The organism is Gemmatimonas sp. (genome assembly GCF_031426495.1).
Classification (GTDB): Bacteria; Gemmatimonadota; Gemmatimonadetes; order Gemmatimonadales; family Gemmatimonadaceae; genus Gemmatimonas.
The window spans coordinates 49,761-70,402 of the sequence record NZ_JANPLK010000068.1 but is presented as its reverse complement, the minus strand read 5'-3'; the positions used below and the strand labels follow the sequence as shown (position 1 = coordinate 70,402).

The window sequence follows — 20,642 nt, the reverse complement described above, 5'->3', positions numbered from 1 at the left end:
GGCCCCGTCATTTGATCTCGTCGCGGGCGAGTTGTACGGTATGACACGCGGGTCCGTGCGACTCGCAGTACCAGCCGTGCCGATCATGGAAGATCAGATGCGGCGCATCATTGGGACGCAGCCGCACGCGCACCAGATGTTCAACACCAGTCTGCGCCCCCACCACGGACCGTGGATCGAGCACGTCGACGACGGGACGCACTGGAAACAGATCGAGCTGCGGCGGCGCACTGGCGGCCTTCGCCTCGGCGGCGGCGGACGCAGACGTGCGCGCGCCTTTGGCACGCCGGGGGGCGGGTGCGCGCTCAAAGCGCGTCATGGAGCCGTTCGGACCTGCAGAAGCATCTCCAATGCTCGCTAGGTCGCGCTCCGGGCGCCAGCGGTGGAGTGCTCGACTTGCCACGAGAGTTCCCACTCGCAGAAGGCATCCCCTTCAATGCAGCACCGCACATGGCGCACCCGGGCATCCTCGCCACCAGCCAGGGTGACGGCCTTGCGCAAACCACCCGTCTGCCGCCGACAAAACATCGTCGTCACGGGATCGAAACCGACCAGCCGAAGCACGACACGTCCGGGCACATCTTCAACCACATCCATGTCGCCGGGTTGGTAATACAGTTGAAAGAGCGAGATGCTCTGCGTGAGGAACTCGCGCGGGGTGGGTTTCCGAAGGATCCCGCCGTACAGTTGGACGCCAAGCGATCCGATGGACGCTTCGCCCGCCTGCTCTGCCCAGTCCCGGAGATCCGGACGATGCGCGAGGATCCACCGATCGGCCGCCCGCCACAGCGTCACCAACACGTCGTACGGGACCTCGTGTGTCGGCGCGACGCCCGCCACAACGTCCTTCGTATCGACGTCAAGTTCGGCCATGAGCGCGGCCGGCATCGCCTCGCCAACGGCGGCGGCCAGGAATGCCAACGTACTCTGAACCGCCGAACCTCTCGCTCGCGCTGACGGACTAGGCATGGGACGCGTCAGGCATCGGGAATGAGCGCTGCCGTGGCCCGTCGGTCGATCTTCCCTGAGCCAAGTCGCGGGATCGCGTCCACGAACACGATGCGCTTTGGCACCTTGTAGCCGGCCAGCCTCAGGCGCGCGTCGCGCGTCACCTTGCCCGCATCGAGCGCGGGATCGCGGCGCACGATCAGCGCGCACCCCACTTCGCCCCAGCGCGCGTCGGGCACTCCGATCACGGTGGCTTCGAGCACACCGGGGCAGTCGAGCAGCGCGGCCTCCACTTCCCCCGGGAAGACGTTCTCGCCGCCGGAGATGAACATCTCCTTGCGACGACCGCGGATACGATGGACGCCCTCGGCATCGCGGCTGGCAAGATCACCGGTGCGCAACCACCCGTCGTCGGTCATCACCTCCGCCGTCTTCTCGGGTGCTCGGAAGTACCCGCTGAACATCTGCGGCCCGCGCAGTTCCAGTTCTCCGATTTCGTCATCGCCGGCGAGTGAACCGTCGTCGGCCCGCAGCCGCATCTGCAGGAACGGTATGGGCCAGCCGGTCGAGCCATCCTTTTCGAACGCGGTACGATCGTTGGTGGCGAAGCAGTTCGGCCCGCACTCGGTGAGACCGTAGCCCTCGCGGAATCCGTATCCTGCGGCGCGCACCATGTCCTTGATGCCCTGTGGGCAGGGGGCACCGCCGGAGAAGAACCATCGCAACTTCGGGAGCGGCCGACCCCAGTTCGAGCAATCGCGCAACATCGCGAACTGGGTGGGGACACCGAACGTGACGGTGACCCCGAAGCGATCGAGCACGTTGATATACTCCGCAGGCTCGAACGCTCCCATGAGCACGATGGCACCGCCGCGTGAAAGCAGCGTGGTCGTGAACACGTGCCATCCACCGGTGTGAAAGAATGGCGTGGCGGCGGGACCGACATCATCGGCGCCCAGTCTCCACCCGATCGTGGTGGCCATCGCATTCCAGAGCAGCTGACGATGCGGCAGCATCACTCCCTTGGGAACTCCGGTGGTGCCCGAGGTATACAGCAGCATCGTGGTGTCGTCGTGACCGCGCGCGGGCGACACCGGCGTGACATCGTCGGCGGCGGCGCGCTGCAACGCCGGCACGTCGTGATCCAGGTCGAGCACACGAGGCGTCGGGATGCCGTCGAGCTGCGCGCACGCCTCTTCGAGCAGCGCGCGTGAAGCGGCTTCGCCGACGATCAGCGACGGGTCGGCGTCTGTAACGACGCGACCCAGTTCGACGGCCGACAGCCGCCAGTTGAGCGGCACCAGAATCGCGCCAAGCCGGATGCAGCCGAAGAAGAGCGGGACAAAGTCGTACCGATTCTGCGCGAGGATTGCGACACGGTCGCCGGCCTGTACGCCCTGACGCGCCAGGACGGTGTGCCATTGATCGGCATCGCGATCGACATCGCGATAGCTGTAGCGGCTCCCGGAGGCCGAGTCGATAATGGCCGTGCGCGTTCCATCCACCATGGACCACCAGGCGATGGGATCGAACAGGTCGGGCAGCTGCGGATACGTCATCGGATCGAGAATAAGGTCTAGCGAACAGCTGGACGCGCATGCTGCGCAATGAACGTTGCGATGAGCTGACTTGCCTTGGGACCGGCACTATCGGTGAAAGTACCGGATGGCGAGCCACCGGACCATGCGTGCCCCAGCTCATCGACGCGCACGAGCGTCACGGCTACGCGACCGCCGGCGTCATTCCAGTGACGTTCCTGCACTGTATACCCATGCTCGACCCGTGGCGGCATCTCGGCGCCGACGAGGGGCGCTTGTCCTGCTTCGCCGCGCACGAGGTCGTGCAGCGCGGCGAACTGTCGCGCCGTCTCGTCTGCGTTTCGCACGCTGACCACGGCATCCTTGCCACCGTGCACGACGAGCACCGGCAACGCCCAGGCATTCGCTCCCATCGCGGCGCGCATCGCAGCGCCCGAGGGAAGGCCGTCGCCCGCACCCTTCTGCATCACCGCGATCGCCCCCGCGACATCGCTAGCGGCGCGCCAACCGATCCCCGACGCCGACGTGAGCGACGCGAACCGCTCGGGATACGCCACCGCCAGCAGTACCGACATGCCCGCACCGGCCGACACACCGGCCAGATGCACGCGGTGCGGATCAGCGTGGTACTCCGCGCCCACTTTCGCGATCATGGCCGCAAGAATCGCCGGCTCGCCACTGCCCCGTGACTGGTGCGCCGCGTCGAACCAGTTCCAGCAGCGTCGCGGATTGCCGGCGACGGTCTGCTCCGGGTACAACACGAGGAAGTTGCCCGCCTGCGCTTCTTCATCGAACCGCGTCCCACGTGCGATGTCCGCCGCATCCTGCGTGCAACCGTGCAGCATGACCAGCATCGCCCTCGGCGTCGTGGCATCGCCCGCCGGCACAAAAAGTCGCCAAGGTCGACGACCTTCGGGACCATCGTACTCCCCCGACACCACGCCGCTCGCGAGCGGAGCCAGCGCACTGGACTCATCGATCATGTGTCTCTCCGCGTGAACGCGTGGCGTGGGGACGACGGTCGTCCCCACGCACGCGGCCAAAGCTAGGGAACGCCAGGGATTCACGTCTTAGCGGTCGAACCGGAGGCCGATGAACGTCATCGCTCCAAGGGCCGGCATGTTGAGCAGCTCGATATGCTTACGGCCCAAACCACATCCCCATCCACGCTGGTAGGGTGCAATCTGATCTGCTCGCAGAAATGCCGGCGCCGTCGTCACGCCGCTCGTGCAGGTGAAGAGATTCTGCACCGACACGTTCAACACCATGTTCGGCGTGAGACGCTTGCCCATGTTGATGTCGAGATTCAGCAGGCCCGGAATGCGACCGTTGTGCACGCCTGAGAGAAACTTGTAGTCCTTCACGAAGCGCATCGTGAATCCGCCGAAGGTCTGGAACGGGCCGTCCTTGCCATCCATGCCGACGGTCGCCTTCATCGTCGGGCTGTTGAGCGACGTCGCTTCCGGCGGGTCACCGACCTTCTGGATGATCGAGTCGAGCTTGAGCACGCTGAACGTGCCAGTCGTGTTGACCTTGCTGTTCACGACAAAGCGCCAGCCCGCATCGATGCCCGTCAGCGTGGCTTCACCGAGGTTGTAGTACGTGAGCGCGATTTGTTCGGCGCCGGCGGCATTGGTGTACTTCGTGTTCGTCGCGGTGTTGTACGCGAACGTCCCTGCGAACGGATTGGCGACCACGACCAGCGGGCTGAGGAACGACTTGTAGCGCGCCACGTAACCGGCCACGTCGATGTACAGACGGTCCTTGATCACGCCCTTGTAGCCAAGTTCGATCGTGTTGTTCACCTCGGGGACGACCGGCGCAAAGGTGCGAAGCGTGGTGCCCGCAGCGTTCTTGATCGTGGTACCGTCCTTGTTGCCGAACACCCCGACACTCGGGTTGAAATCACGGAAGTAGAAGCTCGTCTGCAGAATCGACGGCGACTTGAAGGCGCGATTGAAGGTGAAGCGGAACGTGCTGTTCTCATTCGGCGAGAGCAGCAGCGCCGCTTTCGGGCTGAACTGGGGATCGTAGAACTCCGGATTGTCGTAGCGCGCCCCAAACACGAGTTTCGCGTATTGGTTCACCGGAGTCTCGGTCTGCGCGTACACGCCCACCTGATTGAGCTGGATGTCTTCCTTCGTGAGCGCGTCCGTGAGCCACACCTGTTTCGAGCTCACCACGTCACGGCGCACCTGCGAGCCGGCCACGATGCGGGTGTTGAACAGCCGTGGTACTGTCGTGTTGTACTGGATTTCACCGGCATAGATGTGTCCATCCGCCGGGAACGCCGAGGCGCGCCGCACGGAGTCGTCGCTGATGCCATTGAAGCGCGCGGCGAGCCGATTCGTCGAGTATCCATTTAGCGCGAACGTCTGTCCCGACGTGGAGCGCGTGGCGTACGCCTGTGCGAACCAATGATCGGACGTGTAGCGCACCTGCTGATTCCAGTAGCCCCAGTTCTTGAGCTGGTTCCGACCAGCGCTGGTCACGCCGATGCCGTTGCTGTTGCTCGCGCCGGCCTGGTACTCGAGGCGTCCACCCTGATCGAAGTAGTACACCAACGCTCCGCTCGCGCGGCGATAGCTGGTGCTCCAATCGGGATTGATTTCCGGTGACGGCGTCGTGCGCGGCGCGACCGGCGCGTAGTTGTTCGTGTTCTGCCAATCGTTCGCGTAGAGCGCTTCGCCGGTGACCTTGAAGCCGACCTTGCCGTAGACATTGGCGTAGCGGACCTGGAGATCCGAGAAGCTCACGTGTCCCGGATCCTTCTCGAACGTCTTCGACACCGAGCCGCCATTGCTGCCCATCGACGTCTCGACCGTGAGGCCCTTGTATTGCTTCGGGTCCTTACTCAGCAGCGTCACCACACCGTTCGACGCGTCCGGGCCATACAGGGCTGCGCCCGGGCCGATGAGCACTTCCACACCGGCGATGTCGATCTTCGGGATGGTCGTGAACACTCCCACTGGCAAGCCGTTTTCCGGAAGCACCGCGACGCGGTTGTCCTCCATCTGCAGCATGCGGTTGTTGAACGCGCTGTTGAAGCCGCGGGCGTTGATGCCCGCCGCAGCGACGCCCGTCTGGAAGAAGTCGACGCCCTTCACGTCCTTCAGCACCGACGTGAACGAGTTGCCGACCGTATTGCGCAGCTGATCGGCATCGATACGCGTGACGGTGGCCGGCGCATCCGTGATCTTCTCCACGCGACGCGACGCCGACACGACGTAGCCGCCCAGCTGCAGCGCCGAAGCCGCGAGCGTGATATCGACCTTGGTGTCACGGTCGACCGCGACGGTGATGTTGTCGAACGTGCGGGCGAGCGCGCCGATCCGCTGCACCCGCAGTGAGTACGTACCGGCCGGGACGCCGACCACACGATAGCGACCATCCATGCCGGAGGTGCTCGAGAAGCGGGTTCCGACCACGGTAACCTGCGCGCCGGGCAGCGGCGCTTTCGCGCTGTCGGACACGAGACCGGAGATGCTGCCGGCCTGCGCCGCCGCGACGGCGGGCGACGCCAGCAACGGCAGCGCCACAAGTAATTGCCTGAGCGCACGCCCATGACAGGCGGCCCAATGAACGAATGACGACATGCGTACTCCTCCAGGAGGGGAACAACGAGGGAGGTGCACCACAACGGTGCGGAGGGAAACGGAACTGCGGGACATCGGGAATCGTCAGGCGGAGCGGGGCGGAGGCTTGCCAGGTGGCGACATCACCCCTCCAGCGGAACGAGAACAGCGGCGTCGCCGTCGGAGATCGACACGACATCGGTGATCGTCAGCCGATACACACCCGTGGCATTCGGGCCCGCGGCGCGCGTGTCGAACCGGTCGGTGGATGACGGGATCATGTGTGCTCCGTCATGTGTGCCCCGTGGGTCGGGCGGCGGCCGCGTACAGTGCATCGAACGCCGGTGCGAATCGCGCATCGATCACGCGGCGTACCAGTTTCAGCGTCGGCGTCAGCTCGCCGCCGGCCACCGAGAACTCAGCGTCGGTGATCGTGAACGATTGAATGCGATCGGTACGCGCCAGCGTGGCATTTACGCGATCCACCTGCTCCTGCACCATCGCGCGCAGCGCCGCATGTTGCACCAATTCAGTCCAGGGCAACGAGAGCTGCGCTGAGGTAGCCCAGGCGGTGACCATGTCACGCCGGAGCGCCAGCAGCGCCACCGGGAACTTTCGGCCTTCTCCATGGCACACGGCATGCGCGATGAACGGGGAGTCCGTCAGTGCGGCTTCGATCGGCACTGGCGCGATCTTGCGACCGGTCGACAGCGCAATGATCTCTTTCACGCGGCCCGTGATGCGCAACGAGCCATCGGCTTCGAGCGCCGCCCGATCGCCAGTCCGCAACCAGAGTCCGTCATCCGTGAATGCCGCCGTGGTGTCTTCTGGCTTGTTCCAGTATCCACTAAACGTGAGCGCGCTGCGGCGTACCAATAGTTCACCGTCGTCGGCAATGCGGACCGTCGTTCCCGGCATCGGCGTGCCGACCGTGTCGAACCGGATCGCATCGACGCGGTTCATCGCGATGCACAGATGCTCGGTCTGTCCGTACGCGCCAAGAATCGGCAAGCCCAAGGCATCGAGCGTCTCCGCCACGCGCTGCGGCAGCGCCGCCCCACCCGAAGTGGCGAGCCGGACATCGGGGCCAAGGCGCGCGGCGATCGCGTCGCGGGGATCGGTGCCGTTGGCGCGCGCAATCTCTGTGGCCTCGTACAATCGCTCGAACAGACGCGGCAACCCGCCGAATACCGTGGCGCGGAAATGCGCGCATACGGGAAAGACATCCGTGGGATCTTCCACCAGTGCCGCCGACATCCCCGACAGCATCCGCGTGGACTGCCCGAAGATGCGCTCGGCGGCGTGCGAATAGGGCAGAAACGACACCGAGCGATCGTCGCCATCAATGCCCAATACCTCCGCAATCGAGGCCGCGGATGCTGCCAGATACCGATGCGTAATGCAGGCGCCCTTCGGTTCCCCGGTGGACCCCGAGGTATAGATCAACGCCGCAAGATCGTCCGGCACGATGGAGGCAATACGCGCCTCCAGCAGCGTGCTCGCGCTCCCCTCGCGCAGCAGATGCGCGCCCGCGTCACACCACGTCGCGAAGCTCGTGACCTCGCCACCACGAGCTCCGTCGACGACGATGGCGATATCCGCCACGGCCGGCTCGCTGGCCGCGCGAATATCCGCCGCGTGGGCTTCACTGTCGGTAAACAGCAGACGCGCGCCACTGTCACGCAGCAGCGCAACGATCTGTGCCGGCGCACTGGTGGGATAGAGGCCGACGCCGACGGCACGGCACAGCTGTAGGGCGACATCGACCACCGGCCACAGCAATCCGTTGCCTGCCAGTATCGCGACGCGGTCGCCGGGCTCGATGCCGAAGTCGAGGAGACGCGCCGCACAGGCCAGGGACGCATCGCGCCACGCGCCCCACGTCAGCATCCGACTCGGCACGCGCGCGCCGGTCGGATACACCGCAAACGCCACGGCGTCGGGAAACCGGTCGCAGCGCGCCAGGAAGCGAAACGCCAGGGGCGTCTCGGCCATGATGCCCACGTTATTGGCGGAAGTGAGCGACATACTGTGCTACGCCGATGTCGTGGGCAACGGCGACGGGGCGGCGACTGCGGAGCCGCGCCAACGCATGGCGAGTGAGCCCATCGCGAGACCGGCGCCTGAACCCGTGAGCACGATCAAGTCGCCGTCCTTTACACGCCCACTCCGTACGGCGTCATCAAGCGCCATCGGCAGGCACGCGGAGCCGGTGTAGCCCCACTTGTGCATGATCGTATGCGCACGCGCGAGCGGCTGGCCGAGGCCCCGCATGACCACGTCGATCGTTGATCGATTGACCTGCGTCCACAGCCACAGATCGACGTCGTTCGGCGTGTGGCCGGTGCGGGCGAGCACCGATTGTACGATGCGCGGCCAGCCCTCCTCGTTCACCGAGGCGGGATACTTCTGCACGAAGCGCAAATACTGCTGCACATTCTCGTCGAGGATCTCGCGCGTGATGGGCGTGTGCGTGCCTCCGGCGAACACGCCCATACCATCGCAGTAGCGCCCATCGGCGAACAGCTCCGACGAAAGCAAACCCGGCACCGGTCCGGCCTCGATCACCGCAGCGCCGGCGCCGTCGGCAAAGATCGTGAGCGTCTTCTTGTCGTGCGGATTCAGATATTTCGACATCGCGTACGCACCGATCACCAGCACGCGCGAGTAGCGCTCGTCGGCGCGGATGTACTTCCACGCGGTGTCGATCGCGGTCACGAATCCGGCGCACCCCGCGTTCAGGTCGAACGTCCCGGCATTCGTGAGCCCAAGACGTCCATGCACCACCGAGGACGTGGCCGGCGACACATACTCGGGTGTGTCCGTGGCCACGATGAGCAGGTCGATCTGCGCCGGCGAAAGTCCAGCGGCTGTGAGGGCCGCACGTGCGGCCGCTTCGGCCAGATCGGCGGTGCTTTCGTCGGGCGTACACCAGTGTCGCTGCGCGATGCCGAGCGTTCCCCGCACGAAGGGATCGATATCCTCGCCGAGTTGCGCCGACAGTTCCTCGTTGGTCACGAGGCGAGACGGCACGGCGCTCCCGGTGCCGACGATCGTGGCCTCGCGACCACGAGCGACCACGCCCCCTGTCGTCGTCGAAGTCATGCGACGGCCGTCGGCGCGCGTCCAGAGCTGCCGCGCGTCACGAGGCGCACGGGCAACAGGCGGCTGGCCGAGACGCGCTGCGTGGACTGCTCGATGAGCTGGAGCAGCAGACGGGCCGCGCGTGCACCGAGCTCGCGGGCGGGGACGGAAATGGTGGTGAGTTCAGGAGTCACATATCGCGCCAGTTCGATGTCATCGCAGCCGACGACGGAGAGATCGGCGGGCAAGGACAACCCCGCCGTGAGCGCCTGCTTGAGCGCACCGATGGCCATCAGATCGTTCGCGCAGAACACCGCGGTGGGCCGAGGTCCGGTGGCGAGGAGCAGCCGCATGGCTTCGCGGCCGCCGGTCACCGTGGCCGGTGCGCGACGGAGCCACGCCGAGCGCAGCGAAATGCCCGCTTCACGCAATCGCACCACGAACCCGCGCTCGCGCATGCGGAAGGCGTGGACGTCGGAGGCGGGACCGATGAAGGCCATCTCCGTGTGTCCGAGTTCGAGCAAGTGCTCCGCGGCCAGACGTCCGGCCATGACGGCGTCGGTCGCGATCCCCGGCCATCGCTCCGACGGCTCGTCGATCAGCACGACGTTTACGCCGGCGAGGGCCTCGTCGGGGAGCGTGCTGGCCCCGACCGCATCCAGCAGCACGCCGTCGATCTGACGGGCTCGAAGCACGTCGAGGTGTTGACGGACGCTGCGCGCGGACTGATCGCAGAGCAGTACGGCATAGCCCGCGTCGGCGGCGACGCGCTCGGCCCCGGTGATGACGTCGGCCACGAACGGGTTCCGCACATCCGGCACGATGACCCCCAAGGCGAACGACCGGCGGCTGGCCAGCGACCTGGCGACGACATTCGGCTTATAGCCGAGCTCGGCGGCTGCGTCGAGGACGCGCTGCCTGGTCGCGGGCGCCACGCGGGCTCGCGGGTGGTTCGACAGGACGAGCGACGCGGTGGGCTGAGAGACCGCGGCGCGGGCGGCGACGTCATGAATGGTGACGCGGCGCCCAGCAGGAGAGAGGGCCATCGCGATGCAAAATGTGCTGCAAATACGTATTGGCAAGCCCCCAGCTGAGTTTCTTCGTCTCTGTTGGAAGAACTCGGTGGGTATTTTTCGCCAATGGCTATCCATGATCCGTCCGCCAACCCTGTGGAGAACGCAACGGCAGCGCTCGATACGGCGGCGTCCGCCGAGTCTGCTGGGGCGGCCTCGTCGCCTCGGCGGGCGGGCTGGCTCCGGGCAGGTGCGGCCGCACCGCCAGCCCGCCGGCAGCGCAGCCCGTGGGTCCGGCTGCTGGTGGCGCTCACGAGCAGTACCGCCCTGCTTGGCACAGCGGGACTCGTGGCCGCGGCGGCGATCGTCCCGCCAATCGGCGCCCGTCGAACGGCCCGCGAGGCAGCGCAGCAGGAGGTTCTGTCGCAGCTGGGGCCGGACGAGCGTGTGGTGGCGCGAGCCTTCGCCTCACAACGACGCTGGACCGACATGTGGCGCGAGTCGTTCGGCGTGGTCGTCGCGACCAACCGGCGGTTGCTGTACGTGGGCGCGCCACCGACACCGCTGCTGCGTCCGCGCGAAGATGGTCCAACCGAACTGTTGGTGGAGAGCTACCCGTTCGACGCGGCCTTCACGCTCGAGCCGCGCACGCTCTTCCGCGGATACGGCCGCGGCCTGAAGCTACGCACTCCCGCCGCGCAGGTCGACTTCATCGTCGACGATGACTCGTGGACATCAGCGCTGCGCGTGTCGCAGGCGAGTGCTGCAGCGCGGCGATCCGTCACCCGCGACGAAGAGGCGTTGAGCGCGACCACGCGCGCCCCTGCCCCGCCGGCAGCACTGTACGTGCGGTACATCGTGCAGCGCGGCGAAACACTGACCGGACTCGCGCGACGCTTCCGCACCTCGCCTGATGTGCTGCGACAGCTGAATCAGCTGTCGACCGATGAGATCAAAGTGGGGCAGCGGCTTCGCGTGCCCAAGGTCGACTTGGACACGCTGCCGTAGGCAAACCGACTACTGACCGAGCACGATCGCAAATACCAACGGCGCCACGATGCTCGCGTCGCTCTCGATGATGTACTTGGGCGTCTCGATGCCGAGCTTGCCCCACGTGATCTTCTCGTTCGGCACTGCCCCCGAGTACGAGCCGTACGACGTCGTCGAATCGCTGATCTGACAGAAGTAGCCCCACAGCGGGACTTCCGTGCGCTGCAGATCCTGATGCAACATCGGCACCACGCAGATCGGGAAGTCGCCGGCAATGCCACCGCCGATCTGGAAGAAGCCCATCGACGAATCCTTCGTGACTTCGGTGTAGTGATCGGCGAGATACATCATGTACTGAATGCCGCCCTTCACCGTGTGCACGTTCTTGATGTTGCCGTCGATCACGTGCGAGGCAAAGATGTTGCCGGTGGTCGAGTCTTCCCAGCCCGGCACGATGATCGGCAGGTTCTTCTGCGCGGCGGCGAGCATCCACGAGTTCTTTGGATCGATCTGATAGAACTCCTCGAGCTTGCCGCTCAGGAGAATCCGGTACATGAACTCGTGCGGGAAGTAGCTCTCACCCGCCTGATCAGCCGCCGTCCACTCGTCGAGGATCGCCTTTTCGATCCGACGGATCGCTTCCGCTTCCGGGATGCAGGTGTCGGTCACGCGATTGAAGTGCTTCTCCAGCAACGCCTGCTCGTCCTGCGGCGTGAGGTCGCGGTAGTTCGGCACGCGCGCGTAATGATCGTGCGCGACGAGGTTGTAAATATCCTCTTCGAGATTCGCGCCGGTGCACGTGATGGCGTGGACCTTGTCCTGCCGAATCATTTCCGCCAGCGAGAGCCCGATCTCGGCGGTGCTCATCGCGCCGGCCAGCGTGATCATCATCTTGTTGCCCGCTTCGAGATGGCGCACGTAGCCATCGGCGGCGTCGATGAGCGCGGCCGCGTTGAAATGACGGTAATGATGACGGAGAAACGCCGTGACGGGCGCGGACGTGGACTGGGCCATGAGGATGAACGACTCTGTTCGGAATGGGACAGCGACGACGGCGCGCAGGTGCGCGGCCAATGGGGCGTTGCCGACCGAAGCCAGCCGACGCCGAGGGGAATCTAATCGGCCCCAGTCGTGTCGCGGTCGCCGGCCCCATCCGGATGTGCACCCGACCGCCCGCTCCGACGGATCCCGAGCCAGGCGGCTCCGATCCCGAAGGCCACCGCGATGGCCCCCGAGCCCGACATTCCCGCACCAGCGGCGATGATCACGCACAACAGCGCCGCGATCCGCATGCCGGCCCCCTCGTCGCGCGGCCGAGGCTGCAGCGAGGCAGCCGCCATTGCCGCGCCCCAACCGCGCCCGTCGGCGTCCAACGCGCCCGCCGCCAGCCCGTGCGGTGTCACGCGCCTCGGCGTCAGCGAGCCCGTCGTCGCTCCGATCGTCGTGCTCGTCATCAGTTCATGCGGACGCTCAATCCAGCCACTGAGCGCACGCGACGGGGCATCGCCCGCGGCAGGTCGCTCCCCATCACGCGGTCGTTCCGCGAGCCGATCAGGCGCGCGCTCCTCGAGGAGCGCGAGTCCCAGTCGCACCGGAATCAGTGGGCCCTTCGTCGGCTCGCCCTGCACCAACGCCTCGTACTCACCCGTGCCGAAGGCCCGGATGGCCCGCTCGCGATCGTCGCGCGCGGCCGTCTCCGTTGGCCACTGTGTGCACGCGGTCAACAGTCGCCGCTGCGCATCAGGAATACTCGACCCCAGCCGGCGCAGCAACCGACCCGCATCCTCGAATCGCTCGGCCTGCATGAGGGGCAGCCACTGCGCCATCAGCACTTCCAAAGGAGACGCGCCGTCGGCAGTCCGTGTGACCCCTCCGCCGTTGCTGAGCGCGAAGACGAGAGCGGTGAGGATGCCGCGCGCGGCGTGCGCCTGCTCAGGGGTGCACGCACCGGCCATCGACCCGCCCGCGCTGAACGCGCGAATCAACACGCGACCCTCGCGCACCGCATCGCTGACGGACAGCGTCGCAACGCGCGCGCCAAGACGCGCCACGGCACGCTCGGCGACATTGCCGGTCATCGCGTCCTCGGCGGCACCATGGATCGTACGATCGTCAACGTCGCTCGTGGCCCGAGGCGGCGCATCAGCCGTGACCTCGTCTGCCGCATTGCGCCGCGACGGCTCGTCGGAGACCTCGGGCGCCCGCTCGACATCGCGCGAGGCAGCGCTGAACGCCTCGAACACTTCGTGATCGCCCGTGGTGAATGGCGACGGTTCATCGACACGACCGCCGAAGGCACGGCGTGACGCACTGCGGGTGTGGTCCGCCGCGATCGAGCGCAGCGCGCTGCGCGCGAACTCGATGGCGGGATGATCCGGGAACACGCGCATGACCTGTTGCAGCAGTCGCTCGGCCTCGCTGCGGTTGCCCTGACGCGCGAGCACGATGACCTGCTGCATCAGTAGCACGGGATGCGTGACCTGCTGCTCAACGGCGGCGGCGATCGCGCTACGGGCGCCCGGCACGTCGCCGGCGGTGAGTCGAGCCAACGATTGGACGAAACGGAGGGCGATGGACGACGGTTTGAGCTGCAGCGCCTCCGTGGACACGCGCTCCGCTTCGCCCGGAAGTCCCAGCACGGTCAGTGCGCTGCTGCGGAGATACCAACCCTCCTCCGTGAGCTGCGCGCCCTCCCAGACGCCGTCCAGCGTCGCCAGCGATTCGGCGGCGAGGCCGCGCAGCAACGCGCCGCGGGCCGTCTCGAGTCCGACATCGAGCGCCACCGGCGCCACGGCGCTGCGCCCCACCAGCACGTCGGTGGTGCCGAGGATATCAAACAGGTCGAGCCCACTGCGCCCCAGCGGCGATGGCGTCGTGGACGCATCGCGAGTACCGGCCGGGCCCACCGGAACGACCGCCGTTGGCGGTGTGACCGGGCCTGAGGGCCCTGGGGGCACGGCCCCAGGCAAGACCGTGGGGCCGATCGGCGACGACGGCAGCAGACGCGGACTCGCGCCTACGCCGGGGATATCCGGGGGCATGTGCAAGAAGTATCGGCTGCGTCGCCGAGGAATTCCATGAACCCCTCGCTCCCGGTCAGACCAGCGCTCCGATCAACGCTTCCTCGTGATCCACGCGGCTGTACCCACCGATCTCGTCGAACCAGCGATAGGCGCCCCCATTGCGATCGAGGGCAATGCGTCGCCGCGTCGTGCTGTACTCGTACAGCCGGAGTTCGCCCACATCAGCCGGTCCCTGGACGAATCCGATGAACCAGAAGGAGGCGGTCGCGTCGATGGCGGCGGTACCGAACACCAGCGCGAGGGCGCGCTGCAGTGGGTACCAGTCCGGCGGACGATAGGTCGGGAAGATGTCTGAGTGGCTCACGGTCGTTGCTCGCTGGACGCATCGTAGCGAAAGGCGTCACGATCCGTCACAGTGCGAGACGTCGATGTTCCACCATACCAACACCCCGTGATGTGACACACACAAAATCGCCGTCGAACGCGAAGCGGCAGGCGTGTTGGCTACATGCGTGCGAGCACAAAACGAGTCGTGGCGGCGAGCGACGCGCGCGCTTCCGGCAGCACGGCCGCAAAGAACTGCCACACGTGCGGCACGTGCGGCCAGAGCTGTAGTTCGACCTCCACACCATCGCGACGGGCTGCGTCGGCCACGCGAACCGCATCATCGCGTAACACTTCATCTTCGCTGGCGTGCACCAGCATAGGCGGCAACCCGCGGAAGTCGCCGTACAACGGGGAGATCAACGGCAACGTTGGATCGGCATCACCGACATAGAATCGCGCGGCACGTCGGATGGTCTCGCCGGCGAACATAGCGCATCGCTCGGTGTTCTCCTCGAGCGAGCCACCAGTGGCGGCGAGATCGGTCCACGGACTGAACGCCACGAGTCCGGCCGGATTCGGCCACCGTTCATCACGGACCGCCAACGCCAGCGCCAGGGCGAGCCCACCACCAGCCGAATCGCCGGCAATCACGATCTGCGCCGGCGCGATGCGCTCCACATCGAGGAGATAGCGGTACGCGGCCATGGCGTCGTGCAGCGCGGCCGGAAACGGATGCTCGGGCGCCAGCCGATAGCGTGGCACGAACGCCCGTCCCCGGATGCGTCGCACGAGTGAGGAGACCAGCGGCCGGTGCGTCTCCGGCGAACAGGCGATGTAGCCGCCCCCGTGCAGATACAACAGCACCGGCGCCCCCGGCTCGTGGCCGGGCCACGTCACGACCTCTCCGCCCGGCCACCCCTGACCTTCGGGGCGCGATTCCAGCGCGGCTCCGGTAGACCGGGCCATCCACCGACGCGCCGCGCGCGGCCGACCCATTTCGGAGCGGACCCACCGAGGATCGATTGGTGCGTACGCGTGCGGACGCATCCGCGCACGCACGAGGAGGTGCACGATCCGGGACTGCCAACTGATCGGGGTGACGGACGGGACGGTCGACATCGGTCTCACTCACGCTTGCCTGAACCCTGCACGCCTCAGTGTGTACCGTATCACACACCATCCAGGGGGCTGCCGAATGATACTCCTGACCGGACCATTGGGTCGCCTCGGGAACGCGACTGCCCGCGCGCCGATTGGGGCGCGCGGGCTGCACGGCCGAGTTACACGCCGACCTGTTTCTCGACGCGATCGCGGTAGTGGCGGCTCAGTCGCAGTCGCGTTCCGTCTTCGAGGATGACGACGTAGTCGCCGGAGAACCACTGCTGCATCTCGCGCACCCGATTGAGATTCACGATCGTGGAGCGATGAATGCGCGCGAACAATCTCGGGTCGAGCGTTTCCTCGAGATGGCTGATGCGCTCTCGGATCGTGTGCGAGGTCTTACCGACATGCAGTCGCACGTAGTTGCGGTCGGCTTCGATCCAGTCGATCTCTGACGTTTTCACAAAGAACATGCGACCGTCCTGCTTGACCAGGATGCGGCTCGCGTAGCGTCCGTTGGTGGCCGCGACGTTGGCGCCGGCGCTATTGCCCCCCGCGCCGATCGCCTGTCCGTTGCCGGACGCGCCGACGTCCCCGCGAGCGTCGGCCATCGCCGCACCGCCGTCCGCGAGACGCCGCACGGTCTCCAGCAGCTCACCGAGGCGCTCGGCGGCCACAGCGTTCGCGCGATGCTTGCGCGCCTTGTCGAAGGCCGCCCTGAAGCGGTCTTCATCGACCGGCTTCAACACGTAGTCGACGGCGTGCACGTCGAAGGCGCGCTGCGCATGCTCGTCGTACGCCGTGATGAACAAGACCATGGGGACGTGACCGCCGTCGAGTTCGCGTAGCACGCCGAATCCGTCGAGCCCCGGCATCTGCACGTCGAGGCAGACGAGATCGGGCTGCAGCTCGCGAATCAGCGCAACGGCCTCATGGCCGCTCTCCGCTTCGCCGACCACATCCACATCCGCCTCAGTCTGCAAGAGTCGGCGAACGCGCTGCCGCGCCAGACTTTCATCGTCAACGATCAGTACTCGCACACGCACCGTCTCCGCCTCCTCTCGACTTGCCGACGGCCAGTGAACAGCGCGCCGGGAGGTGCAGCGCGCGTGACGTCGATCGACAATGACCTAGCGGTCTTCAGTCCAGCAGGGTCGCCGGATCGGGAGACCAACGGTTGGGTTCCAGCATCGCTATCGCAGCGCGCAGCTTCTCGTCATCATTCCGGAGGGACGGGTTTGGTGAGTAATACCGTTTCTGGAATGCACGGTATGGTTGCACCAAGTACCGCGAAACGAAAGTGCAGCCGAAAAGCTGCACCTTCTGCCCGTATCGCGTGTACTACGTTCCCCAGTGTGCGAAGTTCCAGTAGATCGCATAGCACGCATCGCATCCATCTCCGCTCCGTCCTGGTGACTTCGACTCAGCCCGTCACGATCGCCGATGAAGGCGCGCGCTTGCGGCGCATGACGCGCCTGCTCTTCGCCGTCGTCTGGGTCATTCCGGCTGTCCTCGCTGCTTTACAGCTCATCCTCGTCGGCGATGCTTCCGGCACCCATTACAGCCTGACGACAGCGCTGTTCTGGCAGGGGGCCTCGTGGATGATGTGGGGTCTCTGGTCGCAGGTCGTCCTGACGCTCGTCGAACGGGTCAAGCTGGACACCGCCCGGATTCTGCCCTGGATCTCGATGCACGTCGCGGTCAGCGCGGTGATCTGTACAGTCAACGTGTTTGCGATTGCCTGGCTCGACCACATCTTCGGCGCCATTGGTCAGGTCACGAGTTACGCGTTCGCGGTGCGCGTGGTGCTCGTCAATCACCTGGATTTTCAGGTGGTGCTGTACTGGGCGGTTGTCGGTGCCGCGTACATGGTGGAGTTCGTGCGGCGCTATCGCGAGCGCGACCGTGCCGCCACCGCACTGGAGCAGAAGCTCGCGAGCACACAGCTCGAAGCGCTACGCATGCAGCTCAACCCGCACTTCCTCTTCAACGCCCTGAATTCCGTGGCCGAGCTGATGGAGATGGACGTGCGCGAAGCCCAGCGCACCCTGACGCGGGTGGCCGACCTGCTCCGCCTCTCCCTGCGCAGTGCGGGCTCGTCGCTGATTCCGGTGTGGCAGGAGATCGAACTGGTCGAGCTCTACCTGCAGATCGCCCGCGTCCGCTACGGACAGGGGCTCGACGCCGACATCACCGTTGATCCGTCGGCAGTGGATGACATGCTCCCCAGCTTTCTCCTGCAGCCGCTGGTCGAGAACGCCCTGAAGCACGGATTGGCACCTGGCCATCCGGATCAGAGCATCGAGGTGCACGTGAAGCGCAACGGCGGCGTGCTCGAGATCATCGTGGAGGACAATGGTCGGGGCCTCGACGGGTTGCTGACCACCAGCGGACGCTTTCTCGCCGCCGCGCCGTCGGTCGACGGCCTCGGTATTGGCCTAACCAACACGCGCATGCGCCTGACCATGTTGTACGGCGACCGGTACGCCTTTCGGATGAGCAATCAGGCATCCGGCGGTTGCCGTGTCGAGATTCGCCTTCCCGTTGACGATCGCTGACCTCCGCTTCCCACACTCACACTTCTATGCACACGCCCTCCTCTTCGTCGTCGGGCCGAATCCTCGCCGCTGTGGTGCTGGCCGCTGGTGTGGCCGCCGGTGGCTTTCTCGCCGGCACCGGCTTCGCACGGATGCGCACGTCAGATCGCACGGTGTCAGTCAAAGGCGTCGCCGAGCGTGAGGCGAAAGCCGATCTCGCCATCTGGCCGCTGCGACTCGTGGTGACCGACGATGATCTGGTGCGCGCCAACACGGCGCTCGAACGCAATGTGCAGCAGGTGCGCGCGTTCCTGGCGGCACAGGGCCTCGATTCTGCCGGGACGGAAGTGAGTTTGCAGGAATTCTCCGTGCAAGACGCGCGGACCGTCGGCGGCTATCAGAACACCGGGCGCTACATCATCCGACAGACGCTGGTCGTGCGCTCGACACGTGTCGACCTGGTGCAAACCGCCAGTCAGCGCGTGCCGGATCTGGTGCGCAACGGCGTGGTGCTGTCGTCTGGACAGGAGTACGGCGGCGGGGGACCGACGTTCGTCTTCACGAAGCTGAACGATCTCAAGAACCCGATGATCGCCGAGGCCACGTCGCGGGCGCGCGAATCGGCGCAGCAGTTCGCCCGCGACTCGAAGAGCACGCTGTCGGGAATCCGCAGCGCCAATCAGGGTGTGTTCGAAATTCTCCCGCGCGATCAGGCGATGGGAATCTCCGAGGAGAGTCAGGTCACCAAGCGCGTCCGCGTGGTGACCACCGTCGTGTACGGGCTCGCGAACTAGACCAGCAGTAGCGTCCCGCTCGTCGCGGCTGTCGTGGGAGCAGGCGACATCGCGGCGACCGGCTCCTCTGTCGACGCCGGGAAGAATACGCGCACGCGTGTACCAGCGCCGACACGTGAGTCCACGGTGATCATGCCACCCGCCTTGTGCACGATGCCGAACACGGTGGACAATCCGAGGCCGGTCCCCTTCCCCACATCCTTGGTCGTGAAGAACGGGTCGAAGATGCGCGGAATCTGCTCGGGGGGAATGCCGGTGCCGCTATCACGAACCGTCAGCTGCACCCACCGTCCCTCGGGCACGGTGACGCTGGCGGTCGCCAACGGTTCGCTCAGTTCCAGAACGGCGCACTCCACGCCGATGGTGCCACCGTCGACCATCGCATCTCGCGCATTGACGATCAGATTGATCGCCACCTGCTCCACTTGCCCCGGATCGATGAATACCGTGGGAAGCGCGGGCTCGTAGCGCGTGTCGATCGCGATATTGGCCGGAATCAGCCGTCGCAGCATTGGGGTAAGCGATTCCACCGTCGTAACGATGTCGACGTGTCGTGGCCGGATCGCCTGTTTCCGACCGAACGCCAGGAGCTGTTGCGTGAGCGACGCCGCGCGCGCGACGGCCGTGCGAATGTCAGACAGTTCGTCGTACGTCGGCGACGTCGGCGTCAGATCATCCATGAGCAGCTCGCAGTTCGCGCGCATCACGGTGAGCAAGTTGTTGAAGTCGTGCGCGACGCCACCGGCGAGTGTGCCGATTGCCTCCATCTTCTGCGCCTGACGCAACTGATCCTCGCGCAGGGCGAGCGATTCGATCGCCCGACGTCGTTCGGTGGTGTCGGCGAAGTACACCGCGAGCCCATGTCGCGCGGGCACCGCGCGGATTTCGAACCAGCGGGCCTGCTCAGGCAGGTACGCCTCCGTCTCGAGTGGACGACGCGACGCCGCGGCCTCGCGCAGCAGCTGTTCGATCGGCGTGCCGATCAGCATGGGGAGCAGCGTCCAGACATCTTGCCCAACCGCCACCGATCGCGACAGCCGCGTGAGTCGAGCCGCCGCGAGATTTGCCAGCGTGATGCGCCATTGGCGATCAAGCGCCACGGCACCTTCAAGCATGTGGTCCAGAATGTCGACACCGCGCGCGGGCAGGCCTTCGGCCAGCACCGACGGATCGGTGGCCTTCGCCGCGTCCTCACGATAAGACAGCTCGGCGCGCAGCTCGAGGTCGCTGATGACCATCTGCGCCAGATCGCGCAGCGTGGCCTCGTCCTGCGGCGTCCACACGCGTGGGGACATCGTGATCGCACAGAGCGACCCAAGCGTGTGGCCGTCGGATGTCGTAAGCGGGAATCCGAGATACCCGACCACACCCATCTCATCGATGATGGGATTAGTGCACACGAGCGGATGCGCACGGGCGTCTTCGATCGACAGCACGGCTCCCGTCATCACCACGTGCTTGCAGAACGAGTGCGACAGCGGCGTGGCGCGGCACACGGCGATCTCACCCAGCAAACCCGTTGCGCCTTGGAAGAACTGTCCTCGGTCGTCCACCAGCGACACCAGGACGACGGGCACGTCGAGCGCTTGTGCGGCGACACGGGTCAGACTGTCGTACGCCGATTCCGGGAACGAACGCGGACGGCTGGCGTCCCGCAGCAGACGAAGTCGCGCGGGATCATGCAGCACATGGAAAGACTCAGGCATGGAACG

General features: G+C 66.0%; 18 protein-coding genes. 3 read left to right on the top strand and 15 right to left on the bottom strand.

Annotated elements, in window-relative coordinates; all coding sequences use genetic code 11:
- Positions 1 to 7: 7 nt before the first annotated feature.
- The 9 genes from RMP10_RS17145 to RMP10_RS17105 form a co-directional block, all read right to left on the bottom strand.
- Positions 8 to 319 (bottom strand): hypothetical protein, encoded by a 312-nt coding sequence (locus RMP10_RS17145; protein WP_310571386.1) that lies wholly within the window; start codon positions 317 to 319, stop codon positions 8 to 10.
- Positions 320 to 357: 38 nt separating this feature from the next.
- The gene (locus tag RMP10_RS17140) at positions 358 to 969 is read right to left on the bottom strand and encodes a hypothetical protein (protein ID WP_310571385.1); all 612 of its coding nucleotides are present in this window, start codon (positions 967 to 969) and stop codon (positions 358 to 360) included.
- Positions 970 to 977: 8 nt separating this feature from the next.
- Positions 978 to 2,507, bottom strand: a complete 1,530-nt coding sequence (locus RMP10_RS17135) for a class I adenylate-forming enzyme family protein (protein ID WP_310571384.1) — start codon at positions 2,505 to 2,507, stop codon at positions 978 to 980.
- A gap of 17 nt (positions 2,508 to 2,524) precedes the next feature.
- On the bottom strand, positions 2,525 to 3,469 hold the full coding sequence (locus RMP10_RS17130; RefSeq protein WP_310571383.1) for a PHB depolymerase family esterase: 945 nt from the start codon (positions 3,467 to 3,469) through the stop codon (positions 2,525 to 2,527).
- An 87-nt stretch (positions 3,470 to 3,556) separates the two neighbouring features.
- Positions 3,557 to 6,082, bottom strand: coding sequence for a TonB-dependent receptor (locus tag RMP10_RS17125; protein ID WP_310571382.1), 2,526 nt, complete (start codon positions 6,080 to 6,082; stop codon positions 3,557 to 3,559).
- A gap of 122 nt (positions 6,083 to 6,204) precedes the next feature.
- The gene (locus RMP10_RS17120) at positions 6,205 to 6,342 is read right to left on the bottom strand and encodes a hypothetical protein (protein WP_310571381.1); all 138 of its coding nucleotides are present in this window, start codon (positions 6,340 to 6,342) and stop codon (positions 6,205 to 6,207) included.
- A gap of 10 nt (positions 6,343 to 6,352) precedes the next feature.
- Positions 6,353 to 8,089, bottom strand: coding sequence for an AMP-dependent synthetase/ligase (locus tag RMP10_RS17115; RefSeq protein WP_310571380.1), 1,737 nt, complete (start codon positions 8,087 to 8,089; stop codon positions 6,353 to 6,355).
- 6 nt (positions 8,090 to 8,095) lie between these two features.
- Positions 8,096 to 9,166 carry a ketoacyl-ACP synthase III gene (locus tag RMP10_RS17110; protein WP_310571379.1) on the bottom strand — a complete coding sequence of 357 codons (1,071 nt, stop codon included), beginning with the start codon at positions 9,164 to 9,166 and terminating at the stop codon, positions 8,096 to 8,098.
- Complete coding sequence (locus tag RMP10_RS17105; RefSeq protein ID WP_310571378.1) at positions 9,163 to 10,191, bottom strand: LacI family DNA-binding transcriptional regulator; 1,029 nt, start codon at positions 10,189 to 10,191, stop codon at positions 9,163 to 9,165. The genes RMP10_RS17110 and RMP10_RS17105 overlap by 4 nt, the downstream gene beginning before the upstream one ends.
- Positions 10,192 to 10,284: 93 nt before the next feature.
- Here RMP10_RS17105 and RMP10_RS17100 point away from each other — a divergent pair, with 93 nt between their 5' ends.
- Positions 10,285 to 11,166, top strand: a complete 882-nt coding sequence (locus RMP10_RS17100) for a LysM peptidoglycan-binding domain-containing protein (RefSeq protein WP_310571377.1) — start codon at positions 10,285 to 10,287, stop codon at positions 11,164 to 11,166.
- Positions 11,167 to 11,175: 9 nt separating this feature from the next.
- On the opposite strand, the gene RMP10_RS17095 is transcribed toward RMP10_RS17100, so the two are convergent.
- The 5 genes from RMP10_RS17095 to RMP10_RS17075 all read right to left on the bottom strand — a co-directional run bounded on the left by RMP10_RS17095 (position 11,176) and on the right by RMP10_RS17075 (position 16,639).
- On the bottom strand, positions 11,176 to 12,162 hold the full coding sequence (locus RMP10_RS17095; RefSeq protein ID WP_309671450.1) for a deoxyhypusine synthase family protein: 987 nt from the start codon (positions 12,160 to 12,162) through the stop codon (positions 11,176 to 11,178).
- A 101-nt stretch (positions 12,163 to 12,263) separates the two neighbouring features.
- Entirely contained in the window at positions 12,264 to 14,189 is a 1,926-nt protein-coding gene (locus RMP10_RS17090; RefSeq protein WP_310571376.1) for a hypothetical protein, read from the bottom strand.
- A gap of 55 nt (positions 14,190 to 14,244) precedes the next feature.
- Complete coding sequence (locus RMP10_RS17085; protein ID WP_309671452.1) at positions 14,245 to 14,535, bottom strand: hypothetical protein; 291 nt, start codon at positions 14,533 to 14,535, stop codon at positions 14,245 to 14,247.
- Positions 14,536 to 14,675: 140 nt separating this feature from the next.
- A complete protein-coding gene (locus tag RMP10_RS17080; RefSeq protein WP_310571375.1) occupies positions 14,676 to 15,617 on the bottom strand; it encodes an alpha/beta hydrolase in 942 nt (313 codons plus the stop codon).
- 161 nt (positions 15,618 to 15,778) lie between these two features.
- Entirely contained in the window at positions 15,779 to 16,639 is an 861-nt protein-coding gene (locus RMP10_RS17075) for a LytTR family DNA-binding domain-containing protein (RefSeq protein ID WP_310571374.1), read from the bottom strand.
- 69 nt (positions 16,640 to 16,708) lie between these two features.
- Between RMP10_RS17075 and RMP10_RS17070 the strand changes: the two genes are divergently transcribed.
- Positions 16,709 to 18,157, top strand: a complete 1,449-nt coding sequence (locus RMP10_RS17070; RefSeq protein WP_310571373.1) for a histidine kinase — start codon at positions 16,709 to 16,711, stop codon at positions 18,155 to 18,157.
- Positions 18,158 to 18,183: 26 nt separating this feature from the next.
- The gene (locus tag RMP10_RS17065) at positions 18,184 to 18,930 is read left to right on the top strand and encodes an SIMPL domain-containing protein (protein WP_309671456.1); all 747 of its coding nucleotides are present in this window, start codon (positions 18,184 to 18,186) and stop codon (positions 18,928 to 18,930) included.
- Here RMP10_RS17065 and RMP10_RS17060 read toward each other — a convergent pair.
- Complete coding sequence (locus RMP10_RS17060) at positions 18,927 to 20,636, bottom strand: ATP-binding protein (RefSeq protein ID WP_310571372.1); 1,710 nt, start codon at positions 20,634 to 20,636, stop codon at positions 18,927 to 18,929. The genes RMP10_RS17065 and RMP10_RS17060 overlap by 4 nt on opposite strands.
- Positions 20,637 to 20,642 lie beyond the last annotated feature (6 nt).

Excerpts from the sequence above, each read along its gene's own strand:
- RMP10_RS17145 (WP_310571386.1), bottom strand. The coding sequence starts at position 319 with ATGACGCGCTTTGAGCGCGCACCCGCCCCCCGGCGTGCCAAAGGCGCG.
- RMP10_RS17140 (WP_310571385.1), bottom strand. The coding sequence starts at position 969 with ATGCCTAGTCCGTCAGCGCGAGCGAGAGGTTCGGCGGTTCAGAGTACG.
- RMP10_RS17135 (WP_310571384.1), bottom strand. The coding sequence starts at position 2,507 with ATGACGTATCCGCAGCTGCCCGACCTGTTCGATCCCATCGCCTGGTGG.
- RMP10_RS17130 (WP_310571383.1), bottom strand. The coding sequence starts at position 3,469 with ATGATCGATGAGTCCAGTGCGCTGGCTCCGCTCGCGAGCGGCGTGGTG.
- RMP10_RS17125 (WP_310571382.1), bottom strand. The coding sequence starts at position 6,082 with ATGTCGTCATTCGTTCATTGGGCCGCCTGTCATGGGCGTGCGCTCAGG.
- RMP10_RS17120 (WP_310571381.1), bottom strand. The coding sequence starts at position 6,342 with ATGATCCCGTCATCCACCGACCGGTTCGACACGCGCGCCGCGGGCCCG.
- RMP10_RS17115 (WP_310571380.1), bottom strand. The coding sequence starts at position 8,089 with ATGTCGCTCACTTCCGCCAATAACGTGGGCATCATGGCCGAGACGCCC.
- RMP10_RS17110 (WP_310571379.1), bottom strand. The coding sequence starts at position 9,166 with ATGACTTCGACGACGACAGGGGGCGTGGTCGCTCGTGGTCGCGAGGCC.
- RMP10_RS17105 (WP_310571378.1), bottom strand. The coding sequence starts at position 10,191 with ATGGCCCTCTCTCCTGCTGGGCGCCGCGTCACCATTCATGACGTCGCC.
- RMP10_RS17100 (WP_310571377.1), top strand. The coding sequence starts at position 10,285 with ATGGCTATCCATGATCCGTCCGCCAACCCTGTGGAGAACGCAACGGCA.
- RMP10_RS17095 (WP_309671450.1), bottom strand. The coding sequence starts at position 12,162 with ATGGCCCAGTCCACGTCCGCGCCCGTCACGGCGTTTCTCCGTCATCAT.
- RMP10_RS17090 (WP_310571376.1), bottom strand. The coding sequence starts at position 14,189 with ATGCCCCCGGATATCCCCGGCGTAGGCGCGAGTCCGCGTCTGCTGCCG.
- RMP10_RS17080 (WP_310571375.1), bottom strand. The coding sequence starts at position 15,617 with ATGTCGACCGTCCCGTCCGTCACCCCGATCAGTTGGCAGTCCCGGATC.
- RMP10_RS17065 (WP_309671456.1), top strand. The coding sequence starts at position 18,184 with ATGCACACGCCCTCCTCTTCGTCGTCGGGCCGAATCCTCGCCGCTGTG.
- RMP10_RS17060 (WP_310571372.1), bottom strand. The coding sequence starts at position 20,636 with ATGCCTGAGTCTTTCCATGTGCTGCATGATCCCGCGCGACTTCGTCTG.